The sequence below is a fragment of the Pseudoxanthomonas sp. PXM01 genome (genome assembly GCF_014851815.1).
GTDB lineage: Bacteria > Pseudomonadota > Gammaproteobacteria > Xanthomonadales > Xanthomonadaceae > Pseudoxanthomonas_A.
In genome coordinates this window covers 402,194-420,750 of record NZ_JACVAJ010000002.1, presented here as the reverse complement: position 1 = coordinate 420,750, position 18,557 = coordinate 402,194, and the positions used below count along the sequence as shown (strand labels likewise).

Sequence of the window (18,557 nt, the reverse complement as noted above, 5' to 3'; positions counted from 1 at the left end):
TTGAAGTTCAATGCGGCCCACCGCGTCAGCCAAGAGGATCCTCCCGGCCTGCAGATGGTGCGCGGGTGTGCCAATGGCGCGATCCTGGAGGTACCCAACGGATGGGTCTCGGTCACGCTGGCGCTCGATGGCTGGCTGCATGCATCGTCGCAAGCGGTGGAGTGGAGCATTCCGCGGGGGCGCGTGCTGGTGTGGGACAGTCCCCTGCAACTGCGTTCATTCAAGGACGCGAGTTGGCTGACGCTGTGCGGCACCCCGGAGGCGTGGGTGGATGCAGGTGCATGCGGCCGCAAGCTGTCGACGCTGTTTCCGGACGAAGCCGTGGCATCCCGGCACGTGGCGCGCCACCTTATCCATCTTGCGCGCGCGTCGCGTGGAGGCCCCGCCATGCCGGAAACCGGGGTAGGTGACCTCATCGACCGCATCACCGGGGACCAAGATGCACTCCGGCTGCTGATGCAACGCTGCACCGGAAGAACACAGCAGAACCGGCGCAGGATGCTGCTGCGCCTGCTCAAGCTGCGCCACATCATCCTCGCCCATCCGGACCGGTCGCTGGACATGGCGATGATGTCGCGGCTCGCCAACTACTCGGTCTGGCATCTCGCCAGGTCGTTCCGGATGGTGTTCGGCATGACGCTGTCTGAATTCAGCATCCACCGTAGGCTCGAGCACGCCCTGGAACTCGTCCGCCATACATCCATGCCGTTCGCGGACATCGCGGAAGCTACCGGGTTCGAGTGCCAGAGTTCCTTCAGTCGGGCGTTCCGCCGCTGCTATGGAACGACTCCGACGCTGGCGCGCACCGGTGCCGCCCCGACTCACGCTCGGCACAGTGTGCCAGGCCCGACTGGCGCGGGTCTTGCTCCATCCATTCAAGTACCCCAGAGGAGGGCGGTATGACATTCCTGAAGATCATTCTGTTGGCGGGCGGCCTGCTGGTCGCAGATGTGCATGCAGAGGCATGCCAAGTCTCCGCCGCTGCGACAACCGGTGTAGCCAAGGTCAACGACATCGACATGTCTTATGCGATCGAGGGCTCGGGCGAGGGCACTCCCGTGCTGTTGCTTCCCGGCATCGGCATGCAGCGCATCGACTGGCCGCGTGAACTGGTGGACGGCTTCGTCGACCGTGGTCATCGCGTGCTCATGCCTGACTTGCGCGACGCGGGCGAGTCGACGCATTTCGCAGACGCGGGAGCGCCGGATTTCGCAAAGCTCTTCGCCGCGATGGCAGAGGGGCGCGAGCCACCGTTGCCCTACACCGCAGGGCAGATGGCAGCGGACGTCATCGCCTTGCTCGATTGCCTGCAGATGGACCGGGTGGCCATCGTCGGCTTCTCCGGAGGCGCCACGATCGGCGCGCTGGTCGCACTCGAGCGACCCGAACTCGTCGCGACGTTGACCCTGATCGCTGCCAACAGCGGAACTCCCGGCGTGGCGATCCCTGCAAAGCCCGATCTGTTCGTGGGTCTGCCGCAACCGGCGCCAGGGGAATCGCAGGAGGCGATGCTCGAACGGCGAATGGCCTATGCGCGTGCGTTCGCAGCGCCGGACGCGCCGTGGGATGAGCCACGTGCGCGCCGCGAACTGGAACGATCGCTCAGCAGGGATCGCGACGCCGATGCCCCGCAGCGGCAGGGTGCCGCGCTGCTGGCTCTCGGCGACCTGCGTGGGCGCTTGTCCGCGATCCGCTCCCCCACGCTGGTCCTGCATGGGGCGCATGATCCCCTGCTTCCCCGCCAGCTTGGCCAAGATGTCGCCAAGGTAGTCCCCGGCGCGCGCTTTGTCGTCATGGACGGCATGGGCCACGATCTGCCGGCCGTCCTGATGGACAAGATCGTGACGATGACGGCGGAACTTCCGCAGGCCGGGATCCGTGAGTAGTGCAAGCCGTTCTCTCCTGGGGATGGACGAGTACGACTGCCAGCCAGCAGCCGAGCCAGGCTGCCTCATGACAAACGGAATCGTATGATTACCTGGGCATTTATCTTCGAAGCGCCAGAGACCGACCCCAAAACAGATCGGATGGTGATTGAACGTGGCGGGATGCGAAGCATGGTGGTGGCCGTTCCAGAGCAAGCGGCCGTCGTGCAGGTTGCCGTCGATCTTGTTGCAGAGGGTGCACAGTTCATTGAGCTATGCGGAGGTTTCGAGCCTTTCTGGGCTGGCCGGGTGATCGAGGCGACCAACGGCAAGATTCCGATCGGCACTGTCGGATATGCGGGAGGGCACTCCATTCCCGCTATGGCAAAGATTTTTTCCTAACCACTTTGGACCGCGGTCTGACATGGCCGACGCTGCTCTGCGGAGCGGGTCAGGCCTAGGGAAATGTCCGATGCAGGCAAGTAGGAAACGGCTCCACACAGTGGCACACCCAAACAGCATGGACAAGCGACACCTTGCGACCATGCCAAGAAGACTTATCGTGCTCTGTCTGGCCATGCTGTGGCCTATCGCGCATAGCGAACCTCAAGGCGATTTGCCATCCGCCAGCGGAACCGTCGCGTTCGTTCGCGTGAACGTCGTACCGATGGACCGCGAGCGGATCCTGGGCAACACGACGGTCCTCGTGCGGAACGGACGCATCGAGGCCATCGGCCGCTCGGTGTCAGTCCCGACGGGGGCGCGGATCATTGATGGGCTGGGTAAAGCGTATCTGTCACCGGGGCTGACCGACCTTCACGTGCATTCAGATACGCGCGGAGATCTGACCAACTATCTCGCCAACGGCGTTACGCGCATTGTCAATATGGGCGATGCGCGCCCAGGCTTTGTCGCGCGCGTGCGACCGCGTGCCAATCGCGGCGAGATCCCGGGACCACAGGTCGATGCCGCCTTCATCGTCGATGGTTCGCCGCGCTATGCGCATCTGTTCGTGGAGACGCCGGAGCAGGCACGTGCGGCGGTTGGAATCGCGAAGACCAACGGCTACCGCTTCATCAAGGTGTACAACGATCTGAGTGCGGAAGCCTTTGCCGCGCTAGTCCGGGAGGCGCGCGGGCAGGGCTTGCCGGTAGTCGGGCATGGCGTCACGTCCGTGGGGCTGGAGCGACAGATCGAAGCCGGTCAATCGCTCATTGCGCACGCTGAAGAGTTCCTCTACACGGTCTTCGACGAAACCGGCCCGGACGCGTTGCCATCGGATGCAAAGATAAAGCGCACCGCGGCATGGCTCCGGCAGCAGGGCACTTACGTCACCGCCGACCTCAGTACCTACGCCACCATCGCCGCGCAATGGGGTAGACCCGATGTCCTTGCCTCCTATCTGGATGCGCCCGAGGCCCACATGCTTACGCCGGAGCAGCGCGTCGCATGGGAGAACTCTGGCTATGCCAAACGCACCGGCCCCGGCATCGAGGACAACCGACGGTTCCTTGCTGATTTCATCAAGACGCTCAATGACTCAGGCGTGCCGCTCGTGATGGGAACCGACGCGCCCTCGATACCCGGATTGGTACCCGGGTTCGCCGTGCACGACAACCTGCGTGCGTTGCATGACGCGGGACTGACGCGCTACCAGTCGCTGTCGACCGCCACGACCCAACCCGGTGCATTCTTCAGGCAACACGTCCCGGACATCGAGCCGTTCGGCACAGTGGAAGTGGGGAGTAGGGCCGATCTGGTTCTGAGCGCCGGCAACCCGCTGGAGGATCTGTCGCGCCTTCGCGAGCCGCAAGGGGTCATGGTGTCCGGGCGCTGGTACCCGGCCGAAGAACTCCGCGCCATGAGTAGAGCGCTGATGGATGAGTACGCGGGTTCCGTACCACGATAGGGTTGGATATCGGTGGCGCCACCAGACCGTGGTGCTAGGGTCCGCGCGGAAAGCGAAGAGATGTCCATCTCCAGATGGTCAATGCGTGCGGCCAATCCACTGCGGTAAGCAGCGCAGCCACCTATGCTTGCACGTCGACAAGCTGGCCGACGTTGGATGGGGGAGAGGCTGAGTAGTTGGGGGATGTACCAACGGTTGTGGGCGCGGGGACGGAAGCCTTTTCTGGCGCAATGTCCTCCGAGCCGGTCTGCGTCTCCTCCGCACGTTCCGAGGCATGGGGGCCTTCGGGCGCAGCAGGCGTCGCATTTTCCACGCCCATGGACTCTGCAATCTCCTGCCCGGACGTCTGGATTGCATCGGCACGCCTTTCGGCGGCCTCGACAATCTGTGATTTCTCCTCTTGCTCTGCCTTGGCGTCAGCTATCAGGACGGCATTCTGGTTGGCCAGCTCCAAAGGCTTAAGCAGCTTTCTCTTGGCCTCCTCCGGGATGCTCGAATCGTTGCGTATCGACTTCATTTTCAAGGACGTCTTCAGCATGGCGTCGAGCTGGTCTGCGCTCATGCCTGGAGCACTGACCGAGCGGGAGAGCCTTGATAGCCCTGCTGACATGGAGTGGGCTTGCGCTCCATGCCCAGGCTCAGCGTCTTGACGGATCTTGTTGTGCGAATTCAGCCCACTGTGCGGCCGTGGTTCTGCCTTGCTTCCGGTGCTGCCCGCAGCCACCAGAGGGTTGGGTGAGATTCGCATGGCGTATCGGGTACGGTCGATAGATCACGGTATCGGCGCGTGCCTGGAATAGTTGAACCGGGTTGCAGGCTTCAACCAGATTCCACGCTTCGTGCGAAGCGGGTCCGCCAACCGCATGGCATCCCAGTCAGGACTAGCGCATTGAAGATTCAATAGCTGTGCGGTCTGTTAAAGCGGGAGCTTGTGCCCTCACCAGTCACGCCGAATGAGATCCATCACCGCTGTGATGAAAGCGGCCGGCGTTTCCTGCGGAAGGTTGTGACCCGCGCCTTCGACGATGCGGTGCTCGCGCTGTCCGAACAGCACCCGGCTCGCGCTTCCATCGGTGGCGGCAACCACGCCGTCCTCCGCGCCGTCCAGCGTGATCGCAGGCACCCGGATGACAGGTTTCATCGCCAACGCTTTCTCGATCGCGTCATAGCGGGCGTAGCCCTCGGCGAGTCCCATCCGGTGCCGGTAGGAGTGGATGACGACGTCGACGTAGTCCGGGTTGTCGAAGGCGGCGGCGGATCGCTGGAACGTCTCGTTGTCGAACTGCCAGCCTGGCGAGTTGTTCTTCCACAGGATTTCCGCGATCTCTCGGCGGTGCGCGGCCAGGCCGGCGCGGCCTCTTTCCGTCTGGAAGTAATGCTGGTACCACAGGCCGTGCTCGACCCTGGCAGGCAAAGGCGTTGCGGCCTGCGCTATGTCCTGGATCAGATAGCCGTTCACCGAGACCAGGCCAGTGCAGCGCTCGGGCCAGAGCGCGGCGGCCACGCAGGCGGCACGTCCGCCCCAGTCATAACCGGCGACCAGCGCCTGCTCGATGTGCAGGGCATCGAGCAGATCAATCACGTCCTGACCGATGGCGCCCTGTTGGCCCGAGCGGGGTTCGCGAGCATTCAGGAACGTCGTTGGCCCGTGGCCGCGAAGGTGGGGGACGAGTACGCGGCACCCCTCGGCAGCCAGAGCGGGCGCGACGTCGACATAGCTGTGGATGTCGTACGGAAACCCATGCAGCAGAAGGACGGGCTCTCCATGGGGAGGGCCGAGCTCGTGGTAGCCGACGTGGAGTTGGCCGGCATGCACCCGGCGGAGCGGACCCCACGTCGGGGTCGCGGTGTTCCTGTCGCCGAGCGCGCTGGTCGCGGTGGCCCGGTTATGCGCGGCCAGCAGGGGCAGGCCGAACGCTGCGAGCTTCATGAACGCTCTCCGGATGGCATCCGCTTCGCCGTGTGTGTCCACCGCCGTCTCCGTCGCCTGTCAGCGCTTGATGAACGCAAGAAGATCCGCATTGATCACGTCTGCGTGCGTCGTGCACATGCCATGCGGATAGCCCGGATACACCTTCAGCGTGCCGTTCCTGAGCAGCTTCGCAGACAGCGGCGCCGAGTTCGCGATGGGTACGACCTGATCATCGTCGCCGTGCATGACCAGCGCCGGCACCGTCACGGACTTGAGGTCCTCGGTGAAGTCCGTTTCCGAGAACGCCTTGATGCCGTCGTAATGCGCCTTCGCACCTCCCGCCATTCCCTGGCGCCACCAGTTCTGGATCACCCCCGGGATGGACTTCGCACCAGGACGATTGAAGCCATAGAACGGTCCGGTGGGCAGGTCCAGATAGAACTGCGCGCGGTTGGCTGCCAGCGCACTGCGGAAGCCGTCGAAGACTTCCATCGGCAGGCCGCCGGGATAGGCGGCCGTCTTCAGCATGATGGGAGGAACCGCGCCGATCAGGACGAGCTTTGCGACGCGTCCCTGTTTCTGGCCGTGCCGCGCGACGTAGTGCAAGGCTTCACCGCCGCCGGTCGAATGCCCGATGTGGACCGCATTGCGCAGATCGAGGTGTTCCACGACTGCAAGAACGTCGTCGGCGTAGTGGTCCATGTCATGGCCTTCATTGACCTGCGACGAACGGCCATGACCACGCCGGTCATGCGCGATGACGCGATAGCCCTTGCCGACAAAGAAGAGGATCTGCGCGTCCCAGTCATCGCTGCTCAGCGGCCACCCGTGATGGAACACGATCGGCTGGCCCGAGCGGGGACCCCAGTCCTTGTAGAAAATGTCTACACCGTCTTTCGTGGTTACATGCGACATGGTGGCGTCTCCGGTCATGGGGGAAAGGTCGCCGGACGCGGCGACGGAAGGGAACGGCAGTGCACTGGCCAGCATCAGGGTGGCAGCGCCCACGCCAAGCGCCAGCACGTCCCGGCGGCCGGGATTGCTGGGTGCGGAATGGTCAAGTTCGCTCATTGCGTACGCCCTGTTCGTGGTGACAGGGTGACTATCTCTCCGGTGCCGGAGGCACGGATAGCAATTGTTTGCGGGCGAACCGCCATGGACGGTTCGCCACGTGCGAGGGCGGCATCCTGTGCGCCCGATCCGCGCGCTTCGGTGCGTGAGCGTCGCTAGCGTGTGAGCTCCTCGAGGAGCTTGCACAGTGTTTCCTGCCGCTTGATGCTGACTCTTCTCAGGGCATTCACCACCCGCAGCTCCAGGACATTCAGATCAGCGCCAGTCTGTGTCCTGTTGCTGGCGATGGATGTCGCATCCCGATCGCCACGACCCGTGGCGAGCCACTCGAACGCGACACGTGTGAGGGTCGCTACCCGGACCAGATGGTCGACATTGGGGTACGTACCGCCCGGTTCCCGCTCCCATTGGGCCACGGCACTTCGATGCACGCCGATGATGCGGGCGAGGTGGGCCTGAGAGAGGCCTGCGCCCAGGCGTGCCAGCCGCATCCTGTGCGCCAGCGAATCAACGGGCTTTGCTATGGGGATCGTCATGGAAAGGATGCGCGGCGCAGACGCTGCGCCGCGCGATTCATTCAGAAGGTCGCGATGACGCTGACTTCATGCGAGGCCGCGACACCCAGCAGTTTCAGGTAGTAGGTTCCTGGCGTAGGGTTGGTGATCACCAGTGCTTCGGTGTTCCCGGCACGCGCCGAGCGGCCGATGTTCTGCGTTGTGGTGGGAACCGCATTGCGACCTGCCAGCAGCGTCACGTCGCCCGTCCCGCCGTAGCTGCGCAGGGTGACGCTGCGGGTGCCGGACGGCACCTCGATTCGGTACGAAGCGGACTCTCCCGCGCCCAACGCCTGACCATTGAGCGCGACCCTGTTCGTCAACGGGATCGCCAGGCTGGTCTCACTGATGCCCAGTGACGCCGCTTTCACCGCGGCTGCTGCATCCACGATGCCTGTTCCGATGGCCGCGGAGGCCGACGGCTGGCGAGTGAAGGGTTTGACGGATGCCCTGATGGCCGAGCGGATGAGTTCCGGACGCAACGCCCCGTGCCCCGCAGAAACCGATGCGCTCTGCATCAGCGCGGCGATGGCGGCGACGTGCGGCGCGGCCATGGACGTGCCGATCTTTCCACCGATGACATCGCCTGCCGGACTGGGCGTGGGGGAGGTGGTGCTGGCATTGACCGGGGACCAGATCCATGCGTCATCACCGTCGCTGCTGTACACCGCGTTTCCGCCGGGTGCCGCCACCGTGACCACGCTGCCGTAGTTCGAGTAGTAGGCCTTGGCGCCATCCACGCCGGTGGCGCCCACCGTGATGACGCCTGCGCAACTTGCCGGACTGAAGCTTGCGGCGTTCATGTTGTTGTTGCCGGCAGCGACCACGACGGTGACACCGCGTGAGATGGCGCCGTTGATCGCGTCCTGGGTAGCGGGATCCGCCGTGCAGGCGCCGTAGCTGCCAAGGCTCAGGTTGATGACCTCCGCAGGCGTCGGGTTGTCGGCAACGCCCTCGATACGTCCACCCGAGGCCCAGATGATGCCGTCCGCGATGTCGGACGTCAGGCCGCCACAGTGGCCCAGTACACGGATCGGCTGGATCTTCGCGCCATGAGCCAGACCGGCGATGCCGATCGCATTGTTGGCGACCGCTGCGATCGTTCCCGCCACATGGGTGCCATGCCACGAACTGGGGGAGGTCGCACTTCCGCAGAAGTCTTCCGTACCGTCGAGCCAGTCGCCGGTGTCGCGTGCATCCGCGTCGCGTCCATTGCCATCGCCCGCGATGTCCGGATAGCGGACGCCATCGATTTCCTGACCGTACCAGCTGATGAAGTCGTAGCCGGGCACGATGTTCGCGTCCAGGTCCCGATGGTTCACGTAGCCGGTGTCGAGGACGGCGACGACCGTGCCGCGACCGGTCGACACGTTCCACGCCTCCAGCGCGCCCACGCCCGCGGAGGGATGGGTGAAGTCCCACTGGAGATCCGCAAAGCGGGGGTCGTTCGGTACGGGAGCGGTTGCGTACTTCATGACGTCGGGCTGCACATAAACGACGTCCGGATCGGCGCGGAGCTGATCGAGCAAGGCGTCAGCCTCGGTGCGATCGAGCTTTCTCGACGGCTGCAGGATATCGGCGCCGCTTCCCATCCGCCGGATGTGCTGGAAAGACAAGGCAGCGCCACCCGGCGCTCCAACCCGTGCACGAAGGCCCGCTTGTGTGGCGGCCTTGGCCATCCCGGAGATCGCTGCGCCACGCTGCCGGAAGGCGGTGCTTTCCGCTCGATACTTGACGATGAAACGGGTGATGCCTGGCTGGCCCGTTGATACCGCGTCCGGTCGATAGGACGGGGCCGTCGGTGATGATGGCAGCGACGTGTTGGGACGCTTGCTGGCCTTGCTTACCCCGACAGGTGCCGCGGCGGAAAGATCGCAGGCGAGGCTGGCGAGAAGTAGGGCGATGAAGTAGCGGGTATGGCTGCGCATGTTGGTTTCCGATCAGGGATACGCTGGGGCGCCTTGAGGGCGCCCAGGAGAGGCTGTCCTAGAGGTCGATGCCGAAGCCGGCACCGAGGGAGCTGTCGTCGTTCGTGAACGCGCCACCGATGCTGAAAGAAGCGCGTTCTCCGACTGATTTGGCATAGCCGACGGAGAGCGCACTCTCACCGTTCTGCCAACCCGCGCCCACCGCGATCCTGCCGCGTGGGCTGCGACTGCCCGCCGCGTTGATCGACATGCTCATCATGGCCGAGCTCATCGCGCCGAGCCGGTCCATGCGCTTGTCCTGGTTGACGAGGCGCTTCTCGATGTCGCGCGTGAATGCCATGAAGTCGTCGCTCAACGCTTCGACACGGCGATCGGTATAAGCGTTGGCCGAGCTGAGCGTGCGAGTGGCCACCGTGTCGGTATAGCGGTTGGCAGAGTCGAGCGTGGCGGCGTCACCGGCGTCCATCTGCCCCTTGTTGACCGCATCGGTGGGCGCAACACCGTTGGCAACGTTGCGGATCTGCGTGCCGTTGGCACCACCCAACGTCAGACTGGACCGGTCTTCTCCGTCATACGCGACGTTGCCGGAACCTGAGGTGGGCGGCGGATCGCCGGTCGGCGGCTCTGGCTCACTGGGTGGGCCTGGAGGACCTGGCGGGCCCGGAGGGCCGGGAGGACCCGAGGGGATGCCATCAATGGCGCCCTGCAGCTGGTCCAGCCGGCTATCGACGGCAGCAAACGCAGCACCCACGTCGTAGTAGTCCGAGCCCTGGATGCGATAGGTCGGCGCGTTGAGCATGCCGAACTGAACCGACGCTCCGCCGCCCAATGCTTCGGCGAACATCTTCATCTGGGCCACGTTCACGGCATCGTGGTCTTCCGTGCCCGCCGCGACATTGGTGATCTGACGCTGGAAGGCGGCGACAAGCGTCCCGTCCTTGCGGTACCAGTCGACGGCGGCGCCGACAGAGATCGTGTTGTCCCTGTCCGCCAGTGATCCCGCGCCCAGCGCGACACTGTTCTCGCTCAACGTCAGGGATCGATGGCCCAGCGCAATGCTGCCCGTGCCGAAGGCGTGGGCATCCTCACCGATCGCGATGGCAAACGCCGGCTTCTCCACGGCACTGGTGTTGAAGGGGCCGACCTCACAGCCATCCTCTTCCCCGGTTTCGCACGTCGGTGGAGGCAACTCGCCCGGCGGGCGGTCGCCGCCGGTCTGTGCACGGGATCCGAAGGCGATGCTGCCGTCTCCCCAGGTGTGTGCCTGGAATCCGATCGCATTGGAGGAAATGCCATCGGCCAGTGCTGCATTGCCCATCGCGAGTGACTGGTACGCCCACGCACGGGCGAAGTACCCGACTGCCGTACTCTGGTCGGACTGGGCGAGCGAGGCGGACCCCAGCGCGACGGAATTCTGTCCACGAGACGTAGCGGCTTCGCCCATCGCTACGGAAAAGTGCCCTTGCGCGGCGCTGAAACTGCCGATCGCGACCGAGCTGTCAGCGCGTGCGGACGCGAATGTACCCACGGCGATCGAAGAAAAGTCAGCCTGGGCGCGGAAGCCCAGCGCGACACTCATGTCGCCCAATGCCTCGGCGCCGGATCCCAATGCTATCGAGACAGCCCCGTAGGACGCAGCGCCCGGGCCCAGCGCGGTGGAGAGCTGACCATCAGCGCGCGTGGTGAACCACGCCGTCTCGCTCTCGCCCGGATTCAATGTCAGCAGCGCCTGACCGCCGATGGCGACGGCGCCGTCACCTGCAGCGCTGCTCTGATGGCCGAACGCCATGGCCGCATAGCCCGCCGCGTTGGCGCCATAGCCCATCGCGGTGCTGTAGTCGCCCAGGGCGACACTGCCGAAGCCGAAGGAGGATGATCCTTGCCCGGCGGCCAGCCCGAACGCGCCCACCGCGGTGCTGTCGTCGCCCAGCGCCATGGCACCATGACCGACGGCCGACGCACTGGCGCCTTCTGCGTAGGCTCCCACACCCACCGCGAGTGCGTTGTCGCCTACGGCCATCGCGGCGTCGCTTCCGTCGCCGGCACCGTTAGCGTGCAAATAGTGCTCTGCGGATGTCGCATCGGTCGCCTCGACCAGCGTCGATGTCGAGGCGATATCGTCCTCGGTCGAGTCCGCGGTCAGAACGTCTGCATCCCCAAGCGAGGACGTGACAGACGGTGCCAGAGACCGGATGTCTGTCGCGCGTGCAGGATTCGCGAACGGTGACGCGAGGGCGAGGCCAATGGAGACCATCAGCACATGCCGCAAGGGCAGGCGCGTGGCACGGGCGGGGGATGACGTACGTGTGGGCGAAAGCCCGCCGGAAATCCGGCGGACGGGAAGCGTCTTGTCCATGAATCAGCTCAAGTGAGTTGCGTGGATCTGGAGCAGTCAAGCGATGGTTCGCGCTGCACCAGCGTGGATGCCGTTTCCCTGGCAGCCTGACGAGCCGCGCTGTTCGCGTTCCCGTGATCGTCCGACGAATCGGGAGCGACACTAAGTGGCACGTCGATGACTTGTCACACACTTGGTCTCACCTACTTCTCACAGACTTCTCACCGCGACAGGGCATGGATTCGATGTGGTGCATCAACATCGTTCGACGGTGCGCTATCGTGCGGGGATGTCAGGCGCGCTCTACAAATGGCTACGGAATGTTCCCGTTGTCGATCCCATCGATCGGCGAAACGCGCCGATCATGCAGATCCTGTTTTTCGTGGTCGGAACGACATTGCCGATCAACTGGGCACGACATGTTGCATCGATAGACGTGTCGACTGGCTGGCAGCACGTGATGGTGGCGGACATGGCGGTAGCGCTGTGTGCCTTCGCGGGCATCTTCGCGATCCGTCGCGGCCTGCTTCGCGTCGCGGTCACGACGTTCTGCGGCAGCCTGCTGGTCGGCCTGTTGGTCGGCTACCTGTCGTTGGGCTTCGAGAAGCACATGGTCGACCAGACCTCGCAGATGCTGGTGCTCATCGTCAGCGGGCTGGTGATCGGAAGGCGGGCGCTGTGGTGGGTCTTCTTGACGCTGATGACGATCTTCGTTCTGGGCTCGTTCGTCGACGAGGCGGCTGGCCGTAGCGATCCTTTCCATTTCCTCCCTTCGGCGGCGTTCGCCTACTTTGTCGTGACCATCGTGCTTGACCGCTGCATCACGGCGCTGCGAGCCAGCCTGACGGAGTCCGATGAGCGCCTGCAGCGTCTGGAGCGCGAGATTGCGGAGCGTGAGCGCGTCCAGATCCAGTTGGTGCATGCGCAGAAGATGGAGATGGCGGGGCGAATGGCCAATGGCATCGCCCATGACTTCAACAACGTGCTCGGGATCATCTCCGGTCTGGCGCGAGAGCGTCATCGACTGGACGAGCCGTCAGGGAGCCTCGCGAATGACGCAGCCGCGTTGGCGGATGCGCTGTACTGTGTGGAGAAGAGTGCGGAGCGTGGCATCGAGATTGCGCGGAAACTTCTGCAGTTCAGTCGCACCGATCCCTCGAGGCCCAGGATCGTGGAGCTTGGGCAGGTCCTGCGGGGGGTGCAGCCCCTGATCAAGCAGATGTTTCCGCCGGCGGTCCTGCTGCGATTCGATGCGGGCGAGCAGCCGTACTGGGTGACCATCGACCAGCCGCAGTTCGAGCTGGCGCTGCTCAACATTGCGGCCAACGCCAGGGACGCGATGCCACATGGCGGAACGTTCCGGATCCAGTTGCAGGACGGACACACGCATGCCGTGGTGAGGCTGTCCGATACCGGCGAGGGGATGAGTGAGGCGGTGCGCGCCCAGGCGTTCGAACCCTTCTTCAGTACCAAGCCGCCCGGCAGCGGAACCGGGCTGGGCTTGGCTACGACTCATGCCTTCGTGACGGCGGCCGATGGAACGATCATGCTTGAGAGCGAGTCAGGCCGTGGCACCTGCGTGATCATCCGTCTGCCACGTGTGCCGGCGGACCCGGGGCCGGGTGGGGCAAGCATCCCCGATGGGGTTGTCACGGCGTGATCATGTAGCCTTCCCCGTGGACGGACGTCAACGGGAGCGAGAGGCCGCAGGCCTCCTGCACCTTGCGGCGCAGCCGGTGGATCAGCGAGTCCAGCCTGTGTGGATCGAAGTCGTGGATGTTGTCGGTCATCGACTCGATCAACTGGTCGCGCGTCACGACAGTGCCCGCACCGGCCATCAGCCGGACCAGGACCTTCCGCTCGCTTCGCGTCAACGCCAGACGGCGCTGGTCGGGCGACACCAGACACCAGCCTTCGGCATCGAGGTGCCAGCGTGCAACAGGCGCCCCCACCTTGCCGGTGGCCGTGAGCTGGAGCCGGCGAGCCAGACTGTGCAGCGTCGCGGCGAGAAGCTCTGGCGCCACGGGCTTGGCGAGGTACGCGTCGGCCCCCTCGTTCAATCCCCGAACATGGTCCGGCACATCCCCCCGTCCGGTGAGCATGACGATCCCCGTGGTCGGGAACGCGGACCGTAGCCACCGCGCAGCGGAGAATCCATCCCCATCCGGGAGACCGACATCGAGTACCACGATCGGGGGGAGCATCATCGCCGCCTGCCGATAGAGCTCGCGCACGGTCTCGACGCCGGTGACGGAAAAGCCGTATTCCGACAGTCTCGGTATCAGTACGCGGTCGCGCAGGACGGCGTCGTCTTCGACCAGCAGTACGGTGGGCAAAGGGCTCTGCGTCATCATGTTCCTGTGGTGCGATGGGATGGGAGTGGGGAACGCGGCGTTGGCATCGGCATTACTGCGGCCAGTGGTCGGGTGACTTGGCGTGATCGATGAAGGCACGCAGGGCCGCGGTGATGGGTCGTCCCGGCGGGTAGAAGAGGGCCAGGCCCGGGAACGGCGGCGTCCAGTCGTCGAGCAGCGTCACCAGCGCCGCTCGCTCCAGATGGGGTCGTGCAACGTGTTCCGCGACGAGCGCCACGCCGTGTCCTGCGATGGCACCTTGCAGGGCGAGATCATGATGGCCGCTGAGTGTCAGCTGTCCCCGGACATCGATCTCCTTGGTGACACCGTCCTTCGAGAACTCCCACTTGTAGATGCCGCCGTTGGGGAATCGAAGCCTGAAACACGCATGTCCAAGCAGGTCCTCCGGCACGTGGGGGGCTCCATGCGCGGCGACATAGGCGGGTGACGCCACCGCGACCAGTCGAAGCGGTGGACTGCACAGGACCGCGACCATGTCCTTGGGAACGCTTTCGATCAATCGCGCTCCGATGTCGAACTCGTGGTCGACGATGTCGATCAGGCCATCGTCCAGGGCAAGCTCCACCTGTACCTCCGGATAGAGGGCGAGAAAGGGCAACAGGATCGGAGCAAGCAGCAAGTGGGCGCCGCCCACGGAGGTGTTCAATCGAATCCTGCCCGAAGGCGTCTCCCGGTGCTGGTTCATCGCCTCAAGCGCCAGCGCAAGCTGTTGCAGTGCGGGTTCCACCCTGTGGATGAACTCCTCGCCCGCAGGTGTCAGCGACACGCTGCGGGTCGTGCGATTGAACAGCCTTACACCGAGGCGGTCTTCCAGATCCGATATCGCATGGCTGACAGCCGACGGCGACATGCCAAGTTCGGCGGCGGCGCGCCTGAAGTTGCGATGGCGTGCCACCCAGAGTGCGGTGTTGAGATTCGCTATGTCGGGTCTTGCCATTGTCCTGTTTCTTTCATGGGTGCATGCGGCGCACGGCGCCTTGTCGTCCTGAGGAGACGCACCTAGATTTCCTGCCTCTTCCACACGCAGGAGTTTCCATGTCGACCGTCCTCATCACCGGTGCGTCCTCGGGCTTTGGCCTGGAGAGCGCCCGGCTGTTTGCTGCCAAGGGCTACAACGTCGTTGCCACAATGCGGAACACCGCGGCTGTCCCGGAACTGGACGGACAACCGAACGTGCTCGTGACACATCTCGATGTGCAGGACCCGGAGAGCATTCAGGCGGCATTGAACACCGCCATCGACCGGTTCGGCCATATCGATGCGCTCGTCAACAACGCGGGATTCAGTTTGTGGGGGGTGTTCGAGTCGCTCCCCCGCAAAAAGATCCAAGAACAGTTCGACGTCAATGTGTTTGGCGTCATGGACGTCACGCGGGCCATCCTTCCGCACTTCCGCCATCGCCAGCAAGGCGTCATCGTCAACGTCAGTTCCGGTGCGGGTGTTTTCGGCCTGCCGATGATCTCCGCCTACAACGCCAGCAAATTCGCCCTCGAGGGATTCTCGGAATCGCTGTCGTACGAACTCCTGTCGCAAGGCATCATCGTCAAGATCGTGGAACCGGGTGGCGTGCTGGACACGCAGTTTTCCAAGCGCCTGGCACAGGAGGCCGCAGCGGCGCCCGCCGCGCCCGATGACTATGCGGCGTTCATCGCCGGGGCCGAAGAGGTCTTTGCGGGCCTGCGCGCCAACCGGCTGGCCAGCTCCGCGGACGTTGCGAAGGTCATCTTCGACGCGGTGACGGATGGCACGACGCAGTTGCGCTACGTGGCGACGGAGGACATCAAGCCGCTGGTCGATGCCAGGCGATCGACATCGGAGGCCGACTACATGCAGATGATGCGTGGGAAGTTCCTGCCACGCCTCCCGCGTTGAGTATGGCTATCCGGATCAGGAGGTCCGCTGACCGCGCGGAGTGTTTCCAGTCACCCGTCGGTACGCGCTTCCGAATGCGCTTTCCGAGCTGTATCCCAGCGTCTCCGCGACCTCTGCCACGGTGACGCCGGGACGCGCGAGCTGGCGCCTGGCCAGTGCCATGCGCCAGTGCAGCAGGTAGTCCATCGGGGGACGGCCGACCATGTCGTGGAACCGGCGTGCAAAGCGGGATCGCGACATGTGGGCGGCCTCCGCCAGATCCGAGAGTCGCCAGGGCTTGCCGGGATGGCGGTGGATGGCCTGCAGGGCAAGGCCCAGCCGGGGATCTGCGAGCGCGGCCAGCCAACCGCTCGCCTGGATGTCGGGGAGGCCGCGAAGAAGCTCGATGAAGACCAGCTGCATCAGTGCCGCCGCAACGGCGGCACTGCCTGGCGCCGTCTGCCTGGACTCTTCTTCGAAGCGATCGAGCAACCAGCCCACGCGACTCGTCGCCTGGTTACCCGCACGCAGGATCGCCACCGGTGGCAACGCAGTCGTCAGCACCTCGGCCGCATCCGGGAGTTCCATTCTCCCGCCGATACACCGGAATTCGCCGCCCGCACCTGCATCCAGCCTGGCGAACGGCATTGATCCACAGGCGGCGAACACGTGCTCGGCAGGTACGGGCGGCAATGACAGATCCGTCGCCAGCACGAACGCCTGGTCGGGCGCGACCAGGAAACAATCTCCTGCTCTCAACAGCACCTGTGTTCCACCCGCGTCCAGCCAGCATTCGCCTCGCCTCACTGCATTGCACTTCAGCAGGTGCGTCGGCGGAACGCTTATCGCCCAGTGTCCATGCGCTTCCAGGCCCGTGGAGACCGCCGCACGTGCCTCCGACAGGAACAGGACCTGCGACAGCGGATCATCGGGCGCACTCATGGGACGTTCGCGACAGGAATGGGGACGATCCAGTATGGAGTGCCGTCGTCACCCGCGACATCCTGTGCCACTCCAATCAGGTGCCACGCATGTCCATCGACAACAATCTCCAGCAACCGCTGGGAACAGGGTTCGGTCCGGCCACCACCGCGGATGAAGTCGCCGCAGGCATCGACCTGTCGGGAACCACCGCCATCATCACCGGCGGCGCGTCCGGGCTGGGGCGTGAAGCCGCTCGAGTCCTCGCATCCCGGGGCGCACATGTGATCGTGCCGGCCCGGGACGAACAGGCAGCGGCGGCAGCACTGGCCGCCGTGCCCTCGGCCGAGGTGATGCCAATGGATCTGTTGGACAGGGCGTCGATCGACGCCTTTGCGAAGACGTTCCTCGCTCGGCGCTCGCCGCTGCAGCGCCTGGTGTTGAGTGCCGGCATCATGGCGCCCCCTTTGTTCCGTGATGCCGACGGGCATGAGGGGCAGTTCTCCACCAATCATCTGGGACACTTCAGGCTTGTATGCAGGCTCTGGCCGGCCCTTGCGGCGGCCGGAGGTGCGAGGGTCGTGGTGCTTTCCTCGCGGGGACACATGTTGGGAGACATCGATTTCGACGATGTCGATTACCGCGAGCGGCCCTATGACGCGATGCAAGCCTATGGACAGTCCAAGACCGCGAACAGCTTGTTTGCGGTGGCATTGGACAAGCGGGGCCGTGATCTTGGAGTGCACGCATATGCCGTCCATCCGGGTGCCATCCTCGGCAATCTGGCCAAGCATTTCAGCCGGGAGGACATCGAAGCCTATGGGGCGATCCATCCCGATGGATCGCCTGTGATCGATCCGGCGCGCGACTTGAAGAACGTGGCGCAAGGTGCGGCGACCACCGTGTGGTGCGCCACCGCACCTGCGCTTGAGGGGCAGGGAGGCGTCTATTGCGAAGACTGCGACATCGCGCCTGTCGAACCCGAGCGGTTGCGCGGCGTGCGCGCCTATGCGGTCGACACCTCCCGGGCGGAAAGGCTGTGGCAGCTGAGCGCCAGGCTGGAGGGCATCGACCTTCCTGATGCCTGACCGCGTTTGCGTGCACGTGTCAGGCCACGAGCGAGCGGGCACGTGTGCGGATGGGGCGTCGAGCACGTGGCGCCTTCCAGCGCATCAACTCAGATTGGCCTTGTCCAGCCCGAATGCCTTGTCCGCCGAACCCGGAACCGCTCTGAAGGCGATACCCAGGCGGTTCCAGCCATTGATGGCGACGACCAGCATGGAGATGTCGGCAATCTCTTCTTCCGTGAGGTGCTGCAAGGCCCGAGCATAGAGATCATCGGAGATTCCGGCAGGCGTGAGTTGCGTCAGTGCCTCGGTCCACTCCAGCGCCACGCGTTCGCGCTCGGAGAACAGGGGGGATTCCCGCCAGACGGGCAGGTGGTACAGGCGCAGTTCCCGTTCGCCGTGCAGCTTGGCTTCCTTCGAATGCATGTCGACGCAGAATGCGCATCCGTTGAGCTGGGATGCCCGCAGGGTGATCAGGTGGGCCAGCTCATTGACGACGGCTTTCTTGTGCACCGTGGCGTTGAACTCCATGAGTTTCCTGGAGGCGTCATGCGCCACTTTGAAGTAATCGATTCTCTGGCTCATGACATCTCCCAATGGTAGGTGGCAAGGACTCCCGGGGCGTGGAAACCGCCAGGGCAGATGCGAAGCGTCGGCCTGGCGGTGTTCCGGGTATAGAAAAAGTGTGCGGTTGGCGCCTGCCGCACAGGCGCACAACCATCCAAGCGCAATGATGTTCGCGTGCTGGAGGATGGCTGTCGCGTTGTCC

The 18,557-nt window shown here is 64.5% G+C and carries 17 protein-coding genes; 7 read left to right on the top strand and 10 right to left on the bottom strand.

Annotation, left to right across the window (positions count from 1 at the left end; all coding sequences use genetic code 11):
- The 4 genes from IB230_RS11360 to IB230_RS11345 all read left to right on the top strand — a co-directional run bounded on the left by IB230_RS11360 (position 1) and on the right by IB230_RS11345 (position 3,774).
- Positions 1-903 carry an AraC family transcriptional regulator gene (locus IB230_RS11360; protein ID WP_192272292.1) on the top strand — a complete coding sequence of 301 codons (903 nt, stop codon included), beginning with the start codon at positions 1-3 and terminating at the stop codon, positions 901-903.
- Complete coding sequence (locus IB230_RS11355; protein WP_192272291.1) at positions 900-1,886, top strand: alpha/beta hydrolase; 987 nt, start codon at positions 900-902, stop codon at positions 1,884-1,886. Before IB230_RS11360 ends, IB230_RS11355 begins: the two co-directional genes overlap by 4 nt.
- An 84-nt stretch (positions 1,887-1,970) precedes the next feature.
- The gene (locus tag IB230_RS11350) at positions 1,971-2,267 is read left to right on the top strand and encodes a DUF6506 family protein (protein WP_192272289.1); all 297 of its coding nucleotides are present in this window, start codon (positions 1,971-1,973) and stop codon (positions 2,265-2,267) included.
- A gap of 118 nt (positions 2,268-2,385) precedes the next feature.
- A complete protein-coding gene (locus IB230_RS11345; RefSeq protein ID WP_192272287.1) occupies positions 2,386-3,774 on the top strand; it encodes an amidohydrolase family protein in 1,389 nt (462 codons plus the stop codon).
- A gap of 121 nt (positions 3,775-3,895) precedes the next feature.
- Here IB230_RS11345 and IB230_RS11340 read toward each other — a convergent pair whose 3' ends face one another.
- The 6 genes from IB230_RS11340 to IB230_RS11315 form a co-directional block, all read right to left on the bottom strand.
- Positions 3,896-4,336 carry a hypothetical protein gene (locus tag IB230_RS11340; protein ID WP_192272277.1) on the bottom strand — a complete coding sequence of 147 codons (441 nt, stop codon included), beginning with the start codon at positions 4,334-4,336 and terminating at the stop codon, positions 3,896-3,898.
- Between the two features lie 375 nt (positions 4,337-4,711).
- Positions 4,712-5,704: an alpha/beta hydrolase gene (locus IB230_RS11335; RefSeq protein ID WP_192272276.1), complete on the bottom strand. Its 993-nt coding sequence runs from the start codon at positions 5,702-5,704 to the stop codon at positions 4,712-4,714.
- 60 nt (positions 5,705-5,764) lie between these two features.
- On the bottom strand, positions 5,765-6,601 hold the full coding sequence (locus IB230_RS11330) for an alpha/beta hydrolase (RefSeq protein WP_192273905.1): 837 nt from the start codon (positions 6,599-6,601) through the stop codon (positions 5,765-5,767).
- A 311-nt stretch (positions 6,602-6,912) separates the two neighbouring features.
- Positions 6,913-7,293 (bottom strand): helix-turn-helix transcriptional regulator, encoded by a 381-nt coding sequence (locus tag IB230_RS11325; RefSeq protein WP_192272273.1) that lies wholly within the window; start codon positions 7,291-7,293, stop codon positions 6,913-6,915.
- A 41-nt stretch (positions 7,294-7,334) separates the two neighbouring features.
- Positions 7,335-9,239 (bottom strand): S8 family serine peptidase, encoded by a 1,905-nt coding sequence (locus IB230_RS11320; RefSeq protein ID WP_192272271.1) that lies wholly within the window; start codon positions 9,237-9,239, stop codon positions 7,335-7,337.
- A gap of 58 nt (positions 9,240-9,297) precedes the next feature.
- Positions 9,298-11,595 carry a hypothetical protein gene (locus IB230_RS11315; protein ID WP_192272269.1) on the bottom strand — a complete coding sequence of 766 codons (2,298 nt, stop codon included), beginning with the start codon at positions 11,593-11,595 and terminating at the stop codon, positions 9,298-9,300.
- 226 nt (positions 11,596-11,821) lie between these two features.
- Between IB230_RS11315 and IB230_RS19940 the strand changes: the two genes are divergently transcribed.
- Positions 11,822-13,234: an ATP-binding protein gene (locus IB230_RS19940; RefSeq protein ID WP_192272267.1), complete on the top strand. Its 1,413-nt coding sequence runs from the start codon at positions 11,822-11,824 to the stop codon at positions 13,232-13,234.
- On the opposite strand, the gene IB230_RS11305 is transcribed toward IB230_RS19940, so the two are convergent.
- Positions 13,224-13,928 carry a response regulator transcription factor gene (locus IB230_RS11305; protein WP_192272265.1) on the bottom strand — a complete coding sequence of 235 codons (705 nt, stop codon included), beginning with the start codon at positions 13,926-13,928 and terminating at the stop codon, positions 13,224-13,226. The two genes, IB230_RS19940 and IB230_RS11305, sit on opposite strands and share 11 nt — an antisense overlap.
- A 52-nt stretch (positions 13,929-13,980) precedes the next feature.
- The gene (locus IB230_RS11300; RefSeq protein ID WP_192272263.1) at positions 13,981-14,886 is read right to left on the bottom strand and encodes a LysR family transcriptional regulator; all 906 of its coding nucleotides are present in this window, start codon (positions 14,884-14,886) and stop codon (positions 13,981-13,983) included.
- A gap of 98 nt (positions 14,887-14,984) precedes the next feature.
- On the opposite strand from IB230_RS11300, the gene IB230_RS11295 reads away from it, so the two are divergent.
- Complete coding sequence (locus IB230_RS11295) at positions 14,985-15,821, top strand: SDR family oxidoreductase (RefSeq protein ID WP_192272261.1); 837 nt, start codon at positions 14,985-14,987, stop codon at positions 15,819-15,821.
- A 15-nt stretch (positions 15,822-15,836) separates the two neighbouring features.
- Here IB230_RS11295 and IB230_RS11290 read toward each other — a convergent pair whose 3' ends face one another.
- Positions 15,837-16,742, bottom strand: coding sequence for an AraC family transcriptional regulator (locus IB230_RS11290; RefSeq protein ID WP_192272259.1), 906 nt, complete (start codon positions 16,740-16,742; stop codon positions 15,837-15,839).
- Between the two features lie 89 nt (positions 16,743-16,831).
- Between IB230_RS11290 and IB230_RS11285 the strand changes: the two genes are divergently transcribed.
- Positions 16,832-17,809, top strand: coding sequence for an SDR family NAD(P)-dependent oxidoreductase (locus tag IB230_RS11285; RefSeq protein ID WP_192272257.1), 978 nt, complete (start codon positions 16,832-16,834; stop codon positions 17,807-17,809).
- An 84-nt stretch (positions 17,810-17,893) separates the two neighbouring features.
- Here IB230_RS11285 and IB230_RS11280 read toward each other — a convergent pair whose 3' ends face one another.
- Complete coding sequence (locus tag IB230_RS11280; protein ID WP_192272256.1) at positions 17,894-18,373, bottom strand: carboxymuconolactone decarboxylase family protein; 480 nt, start codon at positions 18,371-18,373, stop codon at positions 17,894-17,896.
- Positions 18,374-18,557: the final 184 nt, after the last annotated feature.

What these genes read in the sequence shown, in the direction of transcription:
- IB230_RS11330 (WP_192273905.1), bottom strand. Translation starts at nt 6,601, where the DNA reads ATGTCGCATGTAACCACGAAAGACGGTGTAGACATTTTCTACAAGGAC.
- IB230_RS11295 (WP_192272261.1), top strand. Translation starts at nt 14,985, where the DNA reads ATGTCGACCGTCCTCATCACCGGTGCGTCCTCGGGCTTTGGCCTGGAG.
- IB230_RS11315 (WP_192272269.1), bottom strand. Translation starts at nt 11,595, where the DNA reads ATGGACAAGACGCTTCCCGTCCGCCGGATTTCCGGCGGGCTTTCGCCC.
- IB230_RS11290 (WP_192272259.1), bottom strand. Translation starts at nt 16,742, where the DNA reads ATGAGTGCGCCCGATGATCCGCTGTCGCAGGTCCTGTTCCTGTCGGAG.
- IB230_RS11355 (WP_192272291.1), top strand. Translation starts at nt 900, where the DNA reads ATGACATTCCTGAAGATCATTCTGTTGGCGGGCGGCCTGCTGGTCGCA.
- IB230_RS11325 (WP_192272273.1), bottom strand. Translation starts at nt 7,293, where the DNA reads ATGACGATCCCCATAGCAAAGCCCGTTGATTCGCTGGCGCACAGGATG.
- IB230_RS11345 (WP_192272287.1), top strand. Translation starts at nt 2,386, where the DNA reads ATGGACAAGCGACACCTTGCGACCATGCCAAGAAGACTTATCGTGCTC.
- IB230_RS11285 (WP_192272257.1), top strand. Translation starts at nt 16,832, where the DNA reads ATGTCCATCGACAACAATCTCCAGCAACCGCTGGGAACAGGGTTCGGT.
- IB230_RS11305 (WP_192272265.1), bottom strand. Translation starts at nt 13,928, where the DNA reads ATGATGACGCAGAGCCCTTTGCCCACCGTACTGCTGGTCGAAGACGAC.
- IB230_RS11280 (WP_192272256.1), bottom strand. Translation starts at nt 18,373, where the DNA reads ATGAGCCAGAGAATCGATTACTTCAAAGTGGCGCATGACGCCTCCAGG.
- IB230_RS11350 (WP_192272289.1), top strand. Translation starts at nt 1,971, where the DNA reads ATGATTACCTGGGCATTTATCTTCGAAGCGCCAGAGACCGACCCCAAA.
- IB230_RS11300 (WP_192272263.1), bottom strand. Translation starts at nt 14,886, where the DNA reads ATGGCAAGACCCGACATAGCGAATCTCAACACCGCACTCTGGGTGGCA.
- IB230_RS11340 (WP_192272277.1), bottom strand. Translation starts at nt 4,336, where the DNA reads ATGAGCGCAGACCAGCTCGACGCCATGCTGAAGACGTCCTTGAAAATG.
- IB230_RS11320 (WP_192272271.1), bottom strand. Translation starts at nt 9,239, where the DNA reads ATGCGCAGCCATACCCGCTACTTCATCGCCCTACTTCTCGCCAGCCTC.
- IB230_RS11335 (WP_192272276.1), bottom strand. Translation starts at nt 5,704, where the DNA reads ATGAAGCTCGCAGCGTTCGGCCTGCCCCTGCTGGCCGCGCATAACCGG.